Below are 16,176 nucleotides of genomic sequence, written 5' to 3' on the forward strand. Positions count from 1 at the left end.
CGCCCGCGAAGATGACGTTGAACGTACAGGAAGGATGCGCCCGCGCGCGGTGCGCCGCGTTGCACGCCGTTCAAGGCGCCACGACGCGGACGAACTTGCGCAACTGCACCGAGCCGGCGGGAATGGAGCGCGGCTGGCGCCATACTTCGTCGGGCGCGAAGGTTTCCTGACGCAGTTCGCCGTGGTCGTCGAACCATTGGCAAATAAGCCATTCGCCCGTTTTCTGGGCGACCGGCCCCACATACGTCACAGTCATACGCGAGCCGCCCGCCTTGAGCGTCACCACGTCCCCAATGTTGATTTGCGCTGTTTGCGCCGTATCAAATGCGTCGAGAGTAGCAGTCAGCATGGTTGTCCCCGTTATAAGCATTAGACTGGCTGAAGATTCACTGCCATAACGCACCGCGGTCCAGCAGATTAATAAGAGTGGCGCCAGATTAACAATTGAATATTTCGTCAGCAAGTCATTTTTATTGGAAGCGTTTTCAGAAAAACCGAATATAAACGGCGCAATATCGCGAACGCTCGTGCGTTTTTGTTTAGTGCGCCGATCACCCTCTGGCAACGGCGGCATGTTGTCGCGCAGCACTTCGACGCAGGTCGTTTAGGCCGGTCGATGCACGTTAACGTAAATATGCCCGGTCGTTCGCTGTCATGATGTTGACATCCATATGTCGGACGCCACTCAAATAAGCCCCAGCGTGATAATCGGCGCCATCTGTGAATAAGCGCATCACTGCTGAACGCCGGAAACCGTTGCATTGCGCAATACTCGCCGCGTGAAAAGTATGACAATCGATCGCGAAAAAGTTTTTGCTTTGCGTTTTTGCCCAATCGAAAAACAAAAATGCAGCGGCTCGGGATTTTCCCTTAGCCGCTGCATTTGCGCTGCGTCATTCCGGTTATTTGACCGCTATCAATATCAGCCTGATTCGCGTCACGCTGTCTTGACGGCGCGCCGATGCGCAACCTGCTGATGCCGCACCAGCGTCACGCTGAGCGCAATACAGATCAGCATCAGCACCGCATTGATCGCGAGGCTGCGCTGGAATGCGTACGCATAGCCCGCCGCCGAAGCGGGCGCCGACAAGGCGCCGAAGAACGCGCCGCTGATGGCAGCCGTCCCGAATGCCGAGCCGATCTGCAGCGTCGAGGTGACGACACCCGACGCGAGCCCTGCTTTCGCCGGCGCGACTTCGCCGAGCACGATGCGCATGATCGACGGCAACACGAGTCCTTGCCCGACGCCCGCGATCACGAGCCCGAGGTAGAACAGCGTGCCGAGTGGCGCGTGCGTCGCGGCCCAGCCGGTCGCGCCGAAGCCAACGGTCAGCATCGAGAATCCGGGCGTCAGCACATGAGCGCCGATGCGCCGCACGACGGCGGGCGACGTCAGCGGCCCGGCGACGAAGCCGAGCGCGAACGGCATGATCGCGATGCCGGACTGCAACGGCGTCCAGTGCAAGCCCGTCTGCAGATAAATGCCGTACGTGAGGAAAAACGCGCTGTTGCAATAGAACAGGAACGCGAGCACGAGCCCCGTCGAAAACGCGGGATTGCGGAACAGTTGCAGATCGACGAGGGGACTGCCGCCGGCGCGTTCGACCCCGCGCTCGACGGCGACGAACGCGGCGAACGCAGGAACGGCGAGCGCGAACATCGCGAAGGTCCACCACGGCCAACCGGCCTCGCGGCCGTGCGTCATCGGGTAGATCAGCAGGATCAGCACCAGCGACAGCAGCGCGACGCCCCTCAGATCGACGCCCTCGTGCTTTTCCGGCTGATTCTCGGGCACGAATTTCCATGCGCCGACGAACGCGAGCAAGCCAACGGGAATGTTGATCAGGAAAATGGCGCGCCCAGTCGAGGCCGAACGGCTGATAGGTGATCAGCGCGCCGCCGCCCAACTGTCCGACGATCGACGCAAGCCCGAACACAAAACCGTAAAAGCCCATCACGCGCGTCTGCTGATGCAGCGGCACGACGGCGCGCACGGTCGCGAGCACTTGCGGCGCCATCACGGACGCAGCCATGCCCTGCACGATCCGCGCGATCACGAGCACGTGCCCGTTGGGCGCGAAGCCGCACAGCGCCGACGCGACGACAAAGCCGGCCATTCCCGTCATGAACATGCGCCGCCGGCCGAACAGGTCGCCTAGCCGCCCGCCCGTGATCAACAGCACCGCATACGCCGACGCGTACGCCGAGACGATGAGCTGCAACTGCGCGTCGGTGGCGTTCAAGCCGGTGTGAATGGCGGGCAACGCGAGATTGACGATGAAATAGTCGAGCGGCGCGAGAAACGCACCGATGAACAGCACGGTCAACGCCAGCCCTTGCCGCTCGGTGCGCTGGCCGCGCGGCGCGTCAGCCGCCGCGTCCCGTGCGTTAGGGCGGGAGCCCGACGGTGCCCTCACGTCCGACGCTTTCATGCATCTATCATTCATGACTAATCGCGTTGGCGATTTTTTGCGGTCAACATCGCCTGGGACTGCGTTACATGGGACCAAAGTCCCATACCGGCGGCAATACGCAGCAACTAAACTGGGCAACAAGGGGCGCGAAGCGTCGAGCGCAGAGGCCGAACGCCGTCGCCACGCTCATCATGTCTCCCGCATCAAACAGACGTCTTCGTCATCGCGCCGGTGTCACCAGATAGCAAGCATGGCTTTACGAAACAGCTATTGGAGGCTGGTATGCCATTTCTCGGCCCGGAACGTGTGGTTCGTATGCGCTGCGCGCGCGCCGCGTCTGCTGCGGCGCTCCTGCTTCATGTCGTTGCCGCACCGGCCAGCAATCTCAACTTCCTTAACGATACGCCCTTGTCATACGTGAAGCCGCGCGATATGGATTCGCTCAAGCGAGCGCTGACCGACGTGCTCAACACGAAGAGCGATGGCGAAACCAGTCAATGGACCAACGCGGACACGGGCAATAGCGTGAAGATCGATGCAATGATGACCCCGTCCGACACAAGTCGTGACGGCAAGAAGACGTGCCGTCACGTTGCCGTCGTCCTCTCCGCAAAGGGACAGTCGATGAACCTGCATCCTGTCTTTTGTGGCACAGGGAAGACTGACTGGGCGCTGCAGAAACGTTGAACGAGCGTTCCGGGTACGAGATCAAGGCCGATTGATGCACTCGAGCTCTGACTGCATCACCCGTTATATCTCGACGCCCGCACAGGCACGTCGAGCTTCACGTGGCAGGCGATCACAGGCATCGGGTACGCGATGAAGTGGGACGACATGAGCCTGACCTACCGGTATCCCGCCCACTACGGCTCGCGCGGCCAACTCGCACAAACGCTGCGTTTCAACGGTCTGAGCCCGAATGTGACCTTCAGGTTCTGATGCGATCGGGCCAGCTACAACCGGGGCGGCCAAGCCCCCATTGACAGCGAGCCGGTGCCTGGCGAAGCCATCGTTGAACCTGCCGGTGCGCCGTGCGTCCATGCACGTCGCCTGGCTCGCCCCTTCAATGGTAGTCTCTGCATGCGTTCGGTGACCCACGTGCTGTCTGCCCTCGGCACGCTGTTGCGCTGGCCGATCAATCCGTTCGCGGACGTCGATGTTCGCGGCAGCAGTCCAACACCGTTCGACGCCTCGCGCGCCCGACGGACGGCGAATGTGGGCGCGCAGCGGTTGCGCTTCCTGCTCGATTTCGGCTACACGACCGGGCTCCGGACTCGCGAACTGGTCGACGCCACGCTTGCCCACGCGAAACCGGATGCCCGTGTGAATACTGGCCGCATGTCCCGGTAAAGGCAAAAGCGCGCATGCGTCGAGTCACGCTGCGAAACCCGCGAAATAATGTTTAAGTGTGTTTCCCCCAGTCCTTTGACTTCGCCAGGAAATCGTCCATTTCCTGCCAGAACTCATCGGATACTTTGTCGGAGAGCCGTGCAAAGGACTGGTCGAATTCAACTGCTGTCTTCGCGCCGAATACGATAGTGGTAACAGCCGGGTGCCTCAGAGGAAACTGCAGGGCCGCCGTCGCCAGAGACACATGATGACGCTGACAGATACGCTCCAGTTTTCCCACTTGCGACAAAACCTCTGGCGTCGCCGGCCGCATGTTGTAGTACGCATCAGCGCGCGCGCCCGTCGCGAGAATGCCGGAATTGAAAGGCGACGCGGCAATCCACGCAATGCCCTTCTCCGCGCAGTGGTCCAGTAGCGCAGTACTGTCCGCGCGAAGCAACGAGTATTCTCCGGCAGGCATCACAACATCGACAGTTGCCCGTTCGGCAAAGTCCAGACAGGCACGCCAGTCCATACTGGCCACACCGATCGCTCCGACCACCTTCTCTTCCTTCATACGCCGCAACGCAGCGAAAGCGCCTTCGACCGCGGAGTCAAGTTCGTCGCGATACGTGGTTCCGGCAAAGCCGGGATCGAGATCATGGATATAAACGGCATCGAGCCGATCGACCTTGAGCTGAGACAAGCTGCGTTCAACCGATCTAAGCGTCGTATCGTAGGTGTAGTCCAGAAAATAGTCCCCCCCCGCCGGGCATCGCGCTTGCGCCGCGCTCGCGCAAATATCTGCCGAGCTTTGTCGATAGGTAAAGTTCTTCTCGAGGAAAATCCGCGAGCGCTGCGCCAAGCCGTTGCTCGCTTTCGCCGCCCAGATACGCCGCCGAGGTGTCGAAATAGCGAACGCCGCTCGCCCACGCGGCATGAACCATTCCAAAGAATGCCTGCTCGCCTGCTGCGTTCGCCAGACTGCCCGCTCCGACCCCGACCGATGGAAACTCAACCGCTCTTTCTGCCTTGTTGATTCGCTCAGTCATATGATTTGTATCCTACCTATCTGTCTTGACAATGCGCGATTGCATTTCGTAGCGAGCCCGCACCCGATCGCCGCCACGCGCATATCAAATGCCGCGCGCGCCCTCGCCATTGGCTGAAATGTATCGACGTCGTATGCGTTCGGCGGACGATCGCAGTATTGCTGCAGCCCGTGCGCCGACTTTCTCGGAATAGCGCACCGATGGAATCGCGACGTTCAGCGATCCAAGCGGAAAGCCCGATGACGACAGCACCGGCACACCCACGCCGACGATCCCCGGCGTGTATTCCTCCATCGAATAGGCAACGCCGCTTTGCCGGATAGTCTCGATCTGAGCGAGCAGCACCTTCTTGGTGGTCATCGTCGCTGGCGTGATGGCCTGCATTTTCACCGTCTTCATGTACTCGCTGCGCATCTGATCCGGAAGAAACGCGAGGATCACTTTACCGCCCGACACGGCGTAAAGCGGTGCAAGATCGCCCAAGCGTAAATGCGAAACAAGCCGTTGCGGACTCGTGACCGTCGCGACGACTTCTACCTGATCTCCCTTAAGCTGGTTGAGTGCACACGATTCCAGCGTCTGCTGCGTGATCTCGCTTAGCACGGGTTGAGCGCAGTTGATGAGTGAACGGCTATGCGTCGATTGCTCCGAAAGTCTGATTAGCGCTTCCCCGAGCCGGTAGCCTTTGGTTAGCGGCACGAATTCGACGAAGCCGCGCGCAGTGAGATTCTTGAGCAGCTTGGTGAGCGAGCTCTTCGGTATTTCAAGTGTGTCGGCGATTTCCGTATGTGACATCTCCCGTCCCCACCTGGCGAGCAACTCGATCACATCTAGCACGCGATCCGCCGACTTGACCACGCCATTCGATTCGTCTTCCAGTAACATGCCCGACTCCTGTTCACATATGGAAACATACTAACATCAGGCAACCTGGTCCGCGAGAAACGTCTGCATATGCGCATGGATTCGCCGCGCCTGCTCGTCGAACGGCAGTCCACGCAACGCAAGGGTGGGAGCCTCCACCGCAAGCGGCAGATCGTGTCGCAATGTCGATAGCAGCTCGCGTAACGGCAACTCGCCATCGCCGGGCAGAAGACGCGCCGTTCTCGCTTCTTTTCTTAATTCCTCGATGGTCTGTGGCGCGGCGGATGGCGCATCGCAAATCTGGATGTATTCGATGAGAGCCGGGTCGATGGCACCGATCTGTTCGCACGTTGCGCCCGAGCGGAAGAACTGCAAGGCGTCGATGAGCACCCGCGCATTTGGTTGGCCGCTGGCGAGCACGAGATCGCGCGCATCGGCGGGTGTGCTGACCGCGCAGTACGTGATCGATTCGAGTCCCACGAAAAGTTCAAAACCGTTGGCCGCTTCACAGAGCCGGCCGAAGTTGTCCAGCAGACGGTTGCGTTCGCTATCGTTGCCCACACTCAGCACGTGTCGCGCACCGAGCGCGCGGCCCGCTTCGAGCGCAGGTAGCAATGCCGCCATGTCCGTTTGCGGACCCAGCCAGATCGCTTCGATGTCGAGCAGTTCGACGCCTGTTGCATCCAGTCGCTCGCGCAGTGCGCGAATCAGCGCGGGATTGCCGGCGACGTCCACGATCGGATCCGCAGCGGTGGGCGCGACCAGCCGCAAGCCGCAGTATTCGAAGCCCGCGGCGGCGGCCGCGTCGACGAGTTGCAGCGGATGCGCGTCGAGCATAGTCAGATGATGCAGCGACAGTTCATGCATGGGAATAGGTCCATTAGAGAAACCAGCGTGCAGGCACGCGGCGTTCAAGTTTGCGGCGGCAGCACAAAGTCATACGTCAGCAGCGAACCTGGCACATCGACGCGATGCCCGCCTGGACTGAGTCCCGGTGCAAGCGGCAACAGCGTCGTAATCAACGCATCCTTGACGCCAAACACGACATCCGAATCCAGATAGGCGTCGCCGCTCACGAACACGTGCGTGACCAGCGTCCTGAAACCTGGCGCACTGACGCGGAAGTGGACGTGAGCCGGGCGATACGGATGTCTTCCTTGCGCATCGAGCATGCGACCGACCGGTCCGTCGTCCGGAATGGGATACGCGGCGGGCACGATCGAGCGATACCAGAATGCGCCGCCCGGATCGGTCCGAAAGCGCGCGCGCATATGGAGTTCCGTCCTGCCTGATGCCTTCTGCACGTCGTAGAAGCCGTGACTGTCCGCATGCCACGTCTCGACCGACGCACCTGTTATCGGTTCGCCATGCAGATCGCGCACCGTCCCTTCCACCAGCAACGGCTCGCCCTCCATGCCGTCTGCAATCGATGCGCCGAGTGGCAACGCAGCGGCTTCTTCGACATAGAACGGTCCGAGCACGGTGGATTGCGTGGCGTCGCCAGGATGACGATGATTGATCGCATCAACCAGCATCGACACGCCGAGCGTGTCCGACAGCAGGATGAACTCCTGACGGGTACCGGAACACATCTGCCCAGTATGCGTCAGAAAGCGGATCGCAGCGGCCCACTCGTCTTCCGTCGGTTCGATCTCTTTCACGAACGCATGTAGATGACGCACCAGCGCTTCGCTGATTTCACGCACGCGCTCGTCCCTGCATCCCGCCAGACGCCCGATAACCGCCGCCGTAATGTTGTCCTCGCTAAAGTTGCGCATTGCTGCTCCTGTTACGACAAGTCGGTTTGTGGCCGCGCCCCGCACCACGCTCGTTCCAGCATCGCCTTGACCGATTCCCGATCCGGCGTGCGCGGATTCGCGTACGTCTGCTCAAGCACCAGTTCGGCCGCGCGCGCGATACCGTCGCGCGGCATTCCGATCGCGGCGAGCGACTGCGGCACACCCAATCGGCTCGTGAGCGCATGCAGTCCCCTCCAGGCCTCGTCGGCCTGCAGCGCGCGTGCGACGCGCTGCAGCGCGTGCGGCGCAGCGATGGCCTGATAAGCGACGACGTGAGCCAGCATGACGGCATGCGTGTCCGCATGAGGCAAATCGAAAGTGCCGCCCAGCACATGACACACCTTGTGATGCAGCGCCATCCCGACCGAGCCGAGGCAGGTTCCGCACAGCCAGGCGCCATATTGGGCGCGGCTGCGCGCGTCGAGACCGGAAGGATCGTCGAGAATCGCAGGCAAGGCGGCAGCAAGCGCCGCGATGCCCTCTTCCGCCATGATCGATGTGACGGGATTGGCATCGACGGAATACAGCGCTTCGACTGCGTGCGCAATTGCATTGAGACCACTCGTCGCCGATAAACGTACGGGCAATGTCAGCGTGAGTTCGACGTCGTAGATCACCACTTCCGGCAGCACGTCCAGCGTGCGGCGCGTATGCTTCTCACCGTCCCGCGTTTCGCCGATGATCGGCGTGACTTCGGATCCGGCATACGTAGTGGGTATCGCGATCTGAGGCAGGCCGGTGCGCAGCGCAATTGCTTTCGCAAGACCTATCGCGGACCCACCGCCCACGGCGATCAGACAGTCGGCGTGTGCTTCCTGTACGACCGCCAGCGCCCGCGACGTGACGTCCCACGGCGTGTGCATTGCAGCCTCGCAGAAGCGCTGCGCAGACGGCGGATTGAAAAGCGCCGCAATGTTTCCGGCGAGTTCACTCTGTTCCGGTGTAGAGACGATCAAAGGACGCACGCAGTTTAGTTGCCGTACTTCGTCGGGCGTGTCGTGGCGCCTGCCGGCACCGAACAGCACGCGGGACGGCAACGCTCGGTAGTCGAAGCGCTTCACCGGGGAAGACGGCATCACAGTGCTCCGCCTTGCAGAAACCGGCGGCCGCGCTCGTAGAGCGCTTCGACGGCAGGACCGGTCAGCGTGGGCATGTCGCGCTTGACCTGGTAGCCGATGCGAGTCTGCAGATACGCGAGATGCCGGTACCCCGCAGGAAATTCCGCCAGCAAGGCGTCATCGAGAGCGGGACGGGCATCCGGTCTGACGGGATCAAGACGATCCTTTTCGTAGATCGGCTGACGCAGCAGCATCTGCCACCGGTCACCAACCTTCTCGAAGAAATCATAGAAGCGACCGGTGCACACGACGTCGCACAACGTCCCTTCAACTTCGCCGCGCTGGGAAATGGTCATCTTGGTTTGCGCGACCGCACGCGTTCCGCTCACGTTGACCGACGTGCCGCCCAGAAAGTGCAGGATGCTTACGCCCTTCGCCCAACCCGCCTTCGTGACTTCGATGAACTCGGAACCGCTGCCCTGGAACCACGTCGCCATCATGCGGCCATCCGGATGCCAGACGGTCGCGAAGCGTTCCCAGTCGCCTGCATCCCTCCATAGCGCCCAGTTCTCAATCACCTCCCGAATCATCAACCTGTCGATCATCGCCTGTTCCATCCAACACCTCGCTTGTTCACGTATAGGAATCTGTTTCTATACTGATACGCAAGATTCCGTACGGTCAAGCGAATTCTGGCGCGAACCGGGGCATTCCCTGGTTTGTTCCCGTATGTGAATGAACGCCAGTGGGATCGTTGACGAGCCATGCTGGCGTTTCTAGCATGGAAACCGAATCACCCACAGGAACACATTGATCTGGGAAGCGACCTATGAATCAACTGAAATCTGACACACGCACTGCCATCGTGACGGGCGCTGGTCGGGGCATCGGGCGCGGTATCGCGGAACGTCTTGCGCGCGAAGGCTACCGCATCGCCTGCTGGGATATCGATTGTTCGCCACTCGACACACTGGGAGACCTACACACAGGCTTTGTGCAACCGGTCGATGTCGCCGATGCGAGTTCTGTGGAAGCAGCATTCGCCGCCACGCTCGAAGCGTTCGGCCACGTCGACCTACTGGTGAACAACGCGGGTATCAACGGACCGGTGATGCCGATCTGGGAGTATCCGGTCGACACATGGAACCGTGTTCTTGCAGTCGATCTGAATAGCGTGTTCCATACCTGTCGCCTCGTCGCACCGCATATGCGCGAGCGTGGCAACGGACGCATCGTCAACGTGGCATCAATCGTCGGCAAAGAGGGACACCCGAACATTTGCGCCTACGCCGCGGCAAAAGCGGGTGTCATCGGTCTGACCAAATCCATCGCGCGCGAGCTGGCCGGAAGTGGTGTCACCGCGAACTGCATCGCACCCGCCATTACGGAAACCGATCTGTTCCGCGAGATGACGAAGGAACACATCGAGGCCAGCAAGGCCCGCATCCCGATGGGCCGCTTTCTGACCATCCCGGAAATCGCTGCGATGGTGGCGTGGATCGCAAGCGACGAATGCAGCTTCACGACTGGCTTCACCTTTGATCTGTCAGGTGGCCGCGCGACTTATTGAGCCCTGTGCAGCCGAAGCCATGACAGACACGACACGGACAGGAGACACCATGCAAGCACAGCCTCAGCACAGCAGCGTTCAGGCCCGAACTGCCACGGCGAGCGCCTGGATTGGATCAGCGCTCGAGTACTACGATTACTTCATCTACGCGCAAGCAGCCGCACTGGTGTTTCCGCAGCTGTTCTTTCCCACCGGGGACAGCCGCATTGCGATTGCCGCGTCGCTGGCCACATACGGCGTCGGTTACCTCGCGAGGCCGGTTGGCGCATTCCTGCTCGGCCGTCGTGGCGACACACATGGGCGCAAGAATTTGCTGCTCACATGCATGTTCATGATGGGATTCTCGACGCTCGCGGTCGGGCTTCTGCCGACCTTTGCGCAAGTCGGCTTCGCTGCGCCTGTCATGCTTGTGATTCTGCGGCTCATTCAAGGCTTCGCAGTCGCAGGCGAGATTTCCGGCTCAAGTTCTCTCGTGCTAGAGCATGCACCGTTCGGGCGGCGCGGTTATTTTGCGAGTTTCGCGATGCAAGGCGTGACCGCGGGTCAGGTGTTCGCCGCCGCCATCTTTTTGCCGCTTGCCTCGTATCTGCCCGAGGAACAGTTCTTGTCGTGGGGATGGCGCGTACCGTTCTTGCTCAGTTTGCTCGTGCTCGTCGCTGGTTACGTCATTCGCCGCAAGGTATCGGAAACGCCCGCATTCGTCGATGAAGCAAACAATCGGCAAATCCCTGCATCGCCAGTCACCGAAGCGCTGCGCGACAGTTGGCCCGACATCGTCCGCATCTCGGCAATCGCGCTGATTGCGATCATTCTTTCGGTGACGTCGATCTTCGGAGCGGCCTACGCAGTGCAGCCCGCATATGGGATCGGCCTGCCTAAAGGTCTTTTTCTGTGGATCCCGCTACTCGCGAACGGCGTTGCCACATTCGTCATTCCGTTCGCAGGCAGCCTTTCCGACCGATGGGGACGCCGCCCGCTCATCATATTCGGCGCGCTCGCGTCGGGACTTCTCTCGTATGTGTATCTGTATGCGATCAGCCTGCACAATGCGACGGTTGCAATTGCCGTTGCAATCGTGATGTGGGGCGTGGTCTATCAGTGCTTCAATGCCGTGTACACCAGCTTCATGCCGGAGCTGTTTCCGACACGCACCCGAGTCACGGCAATGGCTATCGGCCAGAACGCCGGCACCGCCATTACCGCTGTTTTGCCCGCATGCATCGCCCTTGCCGTGCCGCCCGGAACCCAGCACATACCGCTGATTGTTGGAACGATCACGCTGGCGATTTGCGCAGTCGGTGCGTTGGGCGCATGGACCGCTCGGGAAACGTTCCGGCTGCCCGTCAGCGCGCTGGGCAAACGCGATGCCGCGCCAATCGGCAAACAGGAGTACAACCGGCTACGCGCAGATATTCGCAAGAAAAAGTCCGCGTCGAATGTGCCTGTGTAAGGGTCGATCTTCGAGTTTTCGATTGCCGGCATTTCGGCGAGCCGAACAGGTTCACATCAGTCGACTGGTGGAAACGTACCTTCCGACAAGGTCTTGATGAGCCGTGCGCGCCGCCGTTCGAGATCCGCCATCTGACGATCGATGGCTTGAGGCGTTGCCGCTGGACTTCGGTAATCTGGTCGCACGAGCGCGCGCCTTCGATGAGAAGCATGCAATCCGGAAAGCTGCGAATGTCGTCGATGGTGAAACCGGTCGCGATCATGCGCTGGATCTGCTTGACCTGCGTGACCGCATTCTCGGGAAACATGCGGTAGCCATTGCTCGCGCGCACCGATGCGAGCAAACCCCGGATCTGAAGACGCATCTCGACGGGGAACGTACGTTCGTTGGACTGTGCTTCAATCGTCGGCCGGATGTCGACACCTTTAGCCGGCTGGCCGCCAACGCCGCGATGGCCTCGTGGGACATGCAAAAGGAAATCCCGACCATGACGGTGTTTGCCGCTGACGGGATCAGCAAGGCGCGCGTGCCATTGCTGTTCATCTACGGCGGGCACGATGCACTGGTCGACACGCACGTGACGCTGGACCGCGCGGCCGAACTCAATCCATGTATCGTCAGCAAGGTGTACGCCGGGTCAGGACACGCGCCGTTCATCGAAGAGCCGGACCGGTTCAACCACGATCTGGCCGAGTTCGTCAGGTCGGTGTCCGGGCAATGACGTCACGTTCCACGAGGAGAACACGATGACAACCCGCACCGCGCGAACGGCGGCGAGTGACTTCTTCCCCGGCTTCGCCGCGCTTGATGTCGAAACGGATGATGTCTCGTTTCGCGGCAGAGTCGGCGGCACGGGATCGCCGGTTCTCCTTTTGCACGGCTATCCGCAAACTCACGTCGCGTGGCGATTGATTGCGCCCGAGCTTGCGAAGCACCGCACCGTCATCGTCCCGGATTTGCCGGGATACGGCGCCAGCCGGACCCGCAACGATCAGCCGCGATGGACCAAACGTCGCGTCGCCGGTGCGCTCGCCGCGTTGATGGACCGGCTCGGCCACGACCGGTACGCTGTGGTCGGACATGACCGGGGCGCGCGTGCCGGCTACCGGCTTGCACTGGACCATCCAGAACGGGTCGCCGCCTATGCATCGCTGACCGTCATCCCCACCCTCGACGCTTTCGCCGGTATCGACAAGGCCTTTGCGCTAAACGCGTGGCACTGGTTTTTCCTGGCGCAGCCCGCTGACCTTCCGGAACGGATGCTCGCTGCCGATCCGGACGCTTACATCGACGCAGCGTTGGCAAAGATGGCGGGAGGACTCACGCGCATCGATCCTTCAGCGCTCGACGCTTATCGCACCGCGTTTCGAAATCCGGACGTGCGTCACGCGATCTGTGAAGACTACCGCGCCGCTGCCGCAGAGGATGCGGAATATGACGCCGCCGACCTTGCCGCGGGAAGAAAGCTCGCCTGTCCGGTACTGGTGCTTTGGAGCGAACAGGAACAGAAGGCGAGAAACACCTCGCCTATCGATACGTGGGCTCGCTGGGCGACGAATGTCAGGGGCGCAGGATTGCCGGGAGGTCACCTGTTACCCGAGGACGCGCCGAATGAGGTATTGTCGGCCCTCGGTGGATTTTTAGGCGACAAGTTCTAGGCATCTCGTGCACGCGGCGCGCGAATGCTTCTGCGCAGGATGATCGAAGATACGCCGACGCCGCTTTTGAACTCGAAATCGCGCGATTTATTAAAGTTGTTGAGGTCCGCGTCGTCGCGCTAGAGGTCCGGGGCTTTTCGCACAATTTCGCACGTTGTCATGTACGAACTCGCCAGAGGAATCACCTGGACGACAGTTGTCGACAGAACTCACGTGCCTCAACGCAACGAGTCATCTCGTGATCGAGCAAAGCTATCGTTGTCTGTCATAGCGTCCGTTTTCGCAGTCAATTGATCACCGACAGTCACGAGCAGACCGGAAGCCGGCCTCCTCTAGTGCCTCGACGATTTCGAACGAGTAGTGGCTTTAAGGCGGTCGGTCGTGAGCGACGCAACGGATGCGGACGCTTTCTTGGCGGATAGTCAGGCTACCGAGTATCCCCGCGCTGCTTCGAGGATGTTGAACCATTCTTCACGCGTCAACGTGATGCCGGCGCCGTACGTTGCATCGCGGATGCCCTCGACGCGGCTTGTTCCCGTCAGCACGATGGGACGGGTCGGCAACCGGCATACCCACGCATAGGCGAGCGGGACCCAGTCCGACAGCCCTCGATCGCGTTGAATCCGTTGCAACACTTCACGCACACGCGTGCCCGTCGGATCGGATTCGTCGAACAGCCGTCCTCCGCCAAGCGGTGACCAGATCATCGGCACGACATCCGCAGCATCGATCGCCGTCAACGTGCCGTCGTCGAGCGGCGCAGTATGGAACGGCGAAAACTCGATCTGATTGCTCGCCAGCGGGACACGCGAACCGAGCCAGTCGAACTCGCGCGCGGAGAAATTCGACACGCCGAACGCGCCGATCTTGCCCTGCGCGACCAACTGCTGGGCAAGCTCCGCGAGTTCGTCCCGATCGAGCAGCGGATCGGGACGATGCAACAGGAACACGTCGATGCGCTCGCGTCCGAGCACCGATAACGCGTTGTCGACACTTCGTCGCAGATGCGTAGCGCTGCTATCGTAATATTTGACGCGCGTAGCGCCGTCGTCGATCGACGGCAGACGAATGCCTGCTTTCGTGATGATCTGGATGTCGTGACTGCCGCCACGGGCAGCTAGCGCTTCGCCGAAAAACGCTTGCGCCGCGCCCCCGCCATAGATATCGGCAAGATCAAAGCTCGTCACGCCCAGCGCAACGCACTCGCCGATAAAGCGCGCCAGCCCTTCGCGGGACGTGTCCCAACGCATGACGCGCCACATGCCTGCGACGACCTTCGAGACCACCACGTCTCGCGCGAGCGCGACAGGCGGCACGCGTTCGATCATGCGCGTTCGGCCCTCGCGGCATACCACTGCGCCACACGTTCCGAGCGATAACGCCGCCCACGCGCTGTAATTTCATCGCGAATGCGCAGCGGTTTCGGATCGAAGAGACGCGTATCCATGGTTTTGAGATCGGCTGCGACCCGAGGGCGGAACGCCATTTGTCCGATTACGTCGCGCTCCAGATCGGCGCCTGGCGCGATCTCGATCAACTCGAGGCCATCGTCTGCGAGCCGGAACACGGCACGCTCGGTAACGTACAGCGCAGTCTGCCCGCGCTCGCGCGCGAACGCCGCGCTGTAGCTGACCTGCTCGATCGATTCGACGAATTTACGATGCCGCCCCTCGCTGCGGACGACGGTCCGGCCGCTTTCCCACCCGACATCGAGACCGCCTGCCGTCAGCGTGCCGCTGAATATCACGCACTTCGCATTCTGGCTGATGTTGATGAAACCGCCGACCCCGATGATCTTGTCGCCGAAACGGCTGATGTTGACGTTGCCCTGTGCGTCGACTTCGGCGAACGACAGAAACGCCAGGTCGAGGCCGCCTCCGTCGTAGAAGTCGAATTGCGACGGTTGCTCGATCATCGCGGCGAAATTCTGGCCCCCGCCCGAATCGCGTCCCGTCAGCGGGGCGCCGCCGATAATGCCTTGCTCGTTGGTCAGTACGACTGCGCCGAGCAGATCTTCTTCGGCGGCGATCGTCGACAGTCCCGTTGAAACGCCTGCGCCGAGATTGCACACTGCGCCGGGATAGAGTTCAAGCGCCGCCCGTCGCACGATCACCTTGCGCGGCCCAAATGGCAACGGCTTGATCGCCGAGAGCGGCACGCGCAGTTCACCCGCGTAACTCGGATCGTATGAGGTCGCGTACGTCTGCGGCTGATCCGGCACTACCACGACGAAGTCGATCAGAATGCCCGGCACTTTCACCTGTTTCGGCGGCAACGTCTCGCGCCGCGCGACACGTTTGACCTGCGCGATCACGACGCCGCCCGCACGGCGCGTCGCCTGGGCCATCGCCAGCATTTCACCGAGCACGGCTTCTTCTTCCATTGTCACGTTGCCGTCTTCGTCCGCGGTTGTGCCGCGAATGAAGGTCACGTTCAGCGGCAAGGGCTTGAAACGCAGATATTCGTCGCCGTCCAGCTGGATCACTTCGACAAAATCAGCTGGCGTACAAGGGCTTTGCCGCGCCCCCTGCTGCCGCGGATCGACAAAGGTGTGCAGGCCCGTTTTCGTAATCAGGCCGGGACGCCCTGCCGCCATCTCGCGCATCAGTTGCGACATCACGCCTTGCGGCAGCGTGTATGCCTCGATCTTGTTCTCTGCCGCAAGCGTCACGAGACCGGGTGAATCGACCAGTGCACTTGTGATTGCGCGTCGTAGCAAGCCTTCATGCGCGAGATGGCTCGCGCCCAGTGCCGCACGATCGCCAACGCCGACGATGCTCATCGACGTGATGCCGCGCGGCGCCCCTTCCCGTTTGAACCGCTCTCCAACCGCCGCCACCAGCGCGTCTGGCACCGCGTGCCCACCGCCCGACCCGCTGATGAGCACCGTGTCGCCGTCTCTCACGAGCGAGGCCGCTTCTTCTGCTGTAATGATCTGCATGATGTTGTCCGATGATCCGCTGCAATGCGATCTTATCTGCC

15 protein-coding genes and 3 pseudogenes are annotated in these 16,176 nt (G+C 61.2%); 6 read left to right on the plus strand and 12 right to left on the minus strand.

Features of this window, described 5'->3' with window-relative positions; translation table 11 throughout:
* Positions 1-70: 70 nt before the first annotated feature.
* Together H3V53_RS21255 and H3V53_RS21260 are read right to left on the minus strand one after the other, a co-directional pair.
* Positions 71-349 carry a DUF2158 domain-containing protein gene (locus tag H3V53_RS21255; protein ID WP_054925483.1) on the minus strand — a complete coding sequence of 93 codons (279 nt, stop codon included), beginning with the start codon at positions 347-349 and terminating at the stop codon, positions 71-73.
* Between the two features lie 588 nt (positions 350-937).
* Positions 938-2,432 (minus strand): annotated as a pseudogene (locus tag H3V53_RS21260) (MFS transporter).
* A gap of 264 nt (positions 2,433-2,696) precedes the next feature.
* Between H3V53_RS21260 and H3V53_RS21265 the strand changes: the two are divergent.
* Entirely contained in the window at positions 2,697-3,101 is a 405-nt protein-coding gene (locus tag H3V53_RS21265) for a hypothetical protein (RefSeq protein ID WP_336599667.1), read from the plus strand.
* A gap of 393 nt (positions 3,102-3,494) precedes the next feature.
* The gene (locus H3V53_RS21270; protein ID WP_336599635.1) at positions 3,495-3,764 is read left to right on the plus strand and encodes a hypothetical protein; all 270 of its coding nucleotides are present in this window, start codon (positions 3,495-3,497) and stop codon (positions 3,762-3,764) included.
* Between the two features lie 52 nt (positions 3,765-3,816).
* Here H3V53_RS21270 and H3V53_RS21275 read toward each other — a convergent pair whose 3' ends face one another.
* From H3V53_RS21275 to H3V53_RS21300, 7 genes are all read right to left on the minus strand, one after another.
* Positions 3,817-4,545, minus strand: a complete 729-nt coding sequence (locus H3V53_RS21275; protein WP_419539533.1) for an aldo/keto reductase — start codon at positions 4,543-4,545, stop codon at positions 3,817-3,819.
* Positions 4,466-4,795, minus strand: a complete 330-nt coding sequence (locus tag H3V53_RS43680) for an aldo/keto reductase (protein ID WP_419539531.1) — start codon at positions 4,793-4,795, stop codon at positions 4,466-4,468. Before H3V53_RS43680 ends, H3V53_RS21275 begins: the two co-directional genes overlap by 80 nt.
* An 84-nt stretch (positions 4,796-4,879) precedes the next feature.
* Positions 4,880-5,680 (minus strand): IclR family transcriptional regulator, encoded by an 801-nt coding sequence (locus tag H3V53_RS21280; protein WP_336599637.1) that lies wholly within the window; start codon positions 5,678-5,680, stop codon positions 4,880-4,882.
* A 36-nt stretch (positions 5,681-5,716) separates the two neighbouring features.
* Positions 5,717-6,526, minus strand: coding sequence for a sugar phosphate isomerase/epimerase family protein (locus H3V53_RS21285; protein WP_336599638.1), 810 nt, complete (start codon positions 6,524-6,526; stop codon positions 5,717-5,719).
* Positions 6,527-6,570: 44 nt separating this feature from the next.
* On the minus strand, positions 6,571-7,437 hold the full coding sequence (locus tag H3V53_RS21290) for an intradiol ring-cleavage dioxygenase (RefSeq protein ID WP_336599639.1): 867 nt from the start codon (positions 7,435-7,437) through the stop codon (positions 6,571-6,573).
* A gap of 11 nt (positions 7,438-7,448) precedes the next feature.
* On the minus strand, positions 7,449-8,534 hold the full coding sequence (locus H3V53_RS21295; protein ID WP_336599640.1) for a maleylacetate reductase: 1,086 nt from the start codon (positions 8,532-8,534) through the stop codon (positions 7,449-7,451).
* Positions 8,534-9,121, minus strand: coding sequence for a nuclear transport factor 2 family protein (locus tag H3V53_RS21300; RefSeq protein WP_336599641.1), 588 nt, complete (start codon positions 9,119-9,121; stop codon positions 8,534-8,536). Before H3V53_RS21300 ends, H3V53_RS21295 begins: the two co-directional genes overlap by 1 nt.
* 260 nt (positions 9,122-9,381) lie before the next feature.
* Between H3V53_RS21300 and H3V53_RS21305 the strand changes: the two genes are divergently transcribed.
* Positions 9,382-10,086 carry an SDR family NAD(P)-dependent oxidoreductase gene (locus H3V53_RS21305; RefSeq protein WP_336599642.1) on the plus strand — a complete coding sequence of 235 codons (705 nt, stop codon included), beginning with the start codon at positions 9,382-9,384 and terminating at the stop codon, positions 10,084-10,086.
* Positions 10,087-10,135: 49 nt separating this feature from the next.
* Positions 10,136-11,536, plus strand: a complete 1,401-nt coding sequence (locus H3V53_RS21310) for an MFS transporter (RefSeq protein WP_336599643.1) — start codon at positions 10,136-10,138, stop codon at positions 11,534-11,536.
* 56 nt (positions 11,537-11,592) lie between these two features.
* Here H3V53_RS21310 and H3V53_RS21315 read toward each other — a convergent pair.
* Positions 11,593-11,882: pseudogene (locus H3V53_RS21315) on the minus strand (MerR family DNA-binding protein); the annotation flags it as partial.
* Between H3V53_RS21315 and H3V53_RS21320 the strand changes: the two are divergent.
* Positions 11,880-12,257: pseudogene (locus tag H3V53_RS21320) on the plus strand (alpha/beta fold hydrolase); the annotation flags it as partial. The pseudogenes H3V53_RS21315 and H3V53_RS21320 overlap by 3 nt on opposite strands.
* A 25-nt stretch (positions 12,258-12,282) precedes the next feature.
* Positions 12,283-13,194 carry an alpha/beta fold hydrolase gene (locus H3V53_RS21325; protein WP_336599644.1) on the plus strand — a complete coding sequence of 304 codons (912 nt, stop codon included), beginning with the start codon at positions 12,283-12,285 and terminating at the stop codon, positions 13,192-13,194.
* Positions 13,195-13,616: 422 nt separating this feature from the next.
* Here the strand turns inward: H3V53_RS21325 and H3V53_RS21330 are convergent, their stop codons facing one another.
* The gene (locus tag H3V53_RS21330) at positions 13,617-14,522 is read right to left on the minus strand and encodes an aldo/keto reductase (RefSeq protein WP_336599645.1); all 906 of its coding nucleotides are present in this window, start codon (positions 14,520-14,522) and stop codon (positions 13,617-13,619) included.
* Positions 14,519-16,135, minus strand: a complete 1,617-nt coding sequence (locus H3V53_RS21335) for an acyl CoA:acetate/3-ketoacid CoA transferase (RefSeq protein ID WP_336599646.1) — start codon at positions 16,133-16,135, stop codon at positions 14,519-14,521. The genes H3V53_RS21330 and H3V53_RS21335 overlap by 4 nt, the downstream gene beginning before the upstream one ends.
* Between the last annotated feature and the right edge of the window lie 41 nt (positions 16,136-16,176).

Origin of the sequence: Paraburkholderia bengalensis (assembly GCF_037126505.1) — a bacterium.
GTDB classification, from domain to species: Bacteria; Pseudomonadota; Gammaproteobacteria; order Burkholderiales; family Burkholderiaceae; genus Paraburkholderia; species Paraburkholderia bengalensis.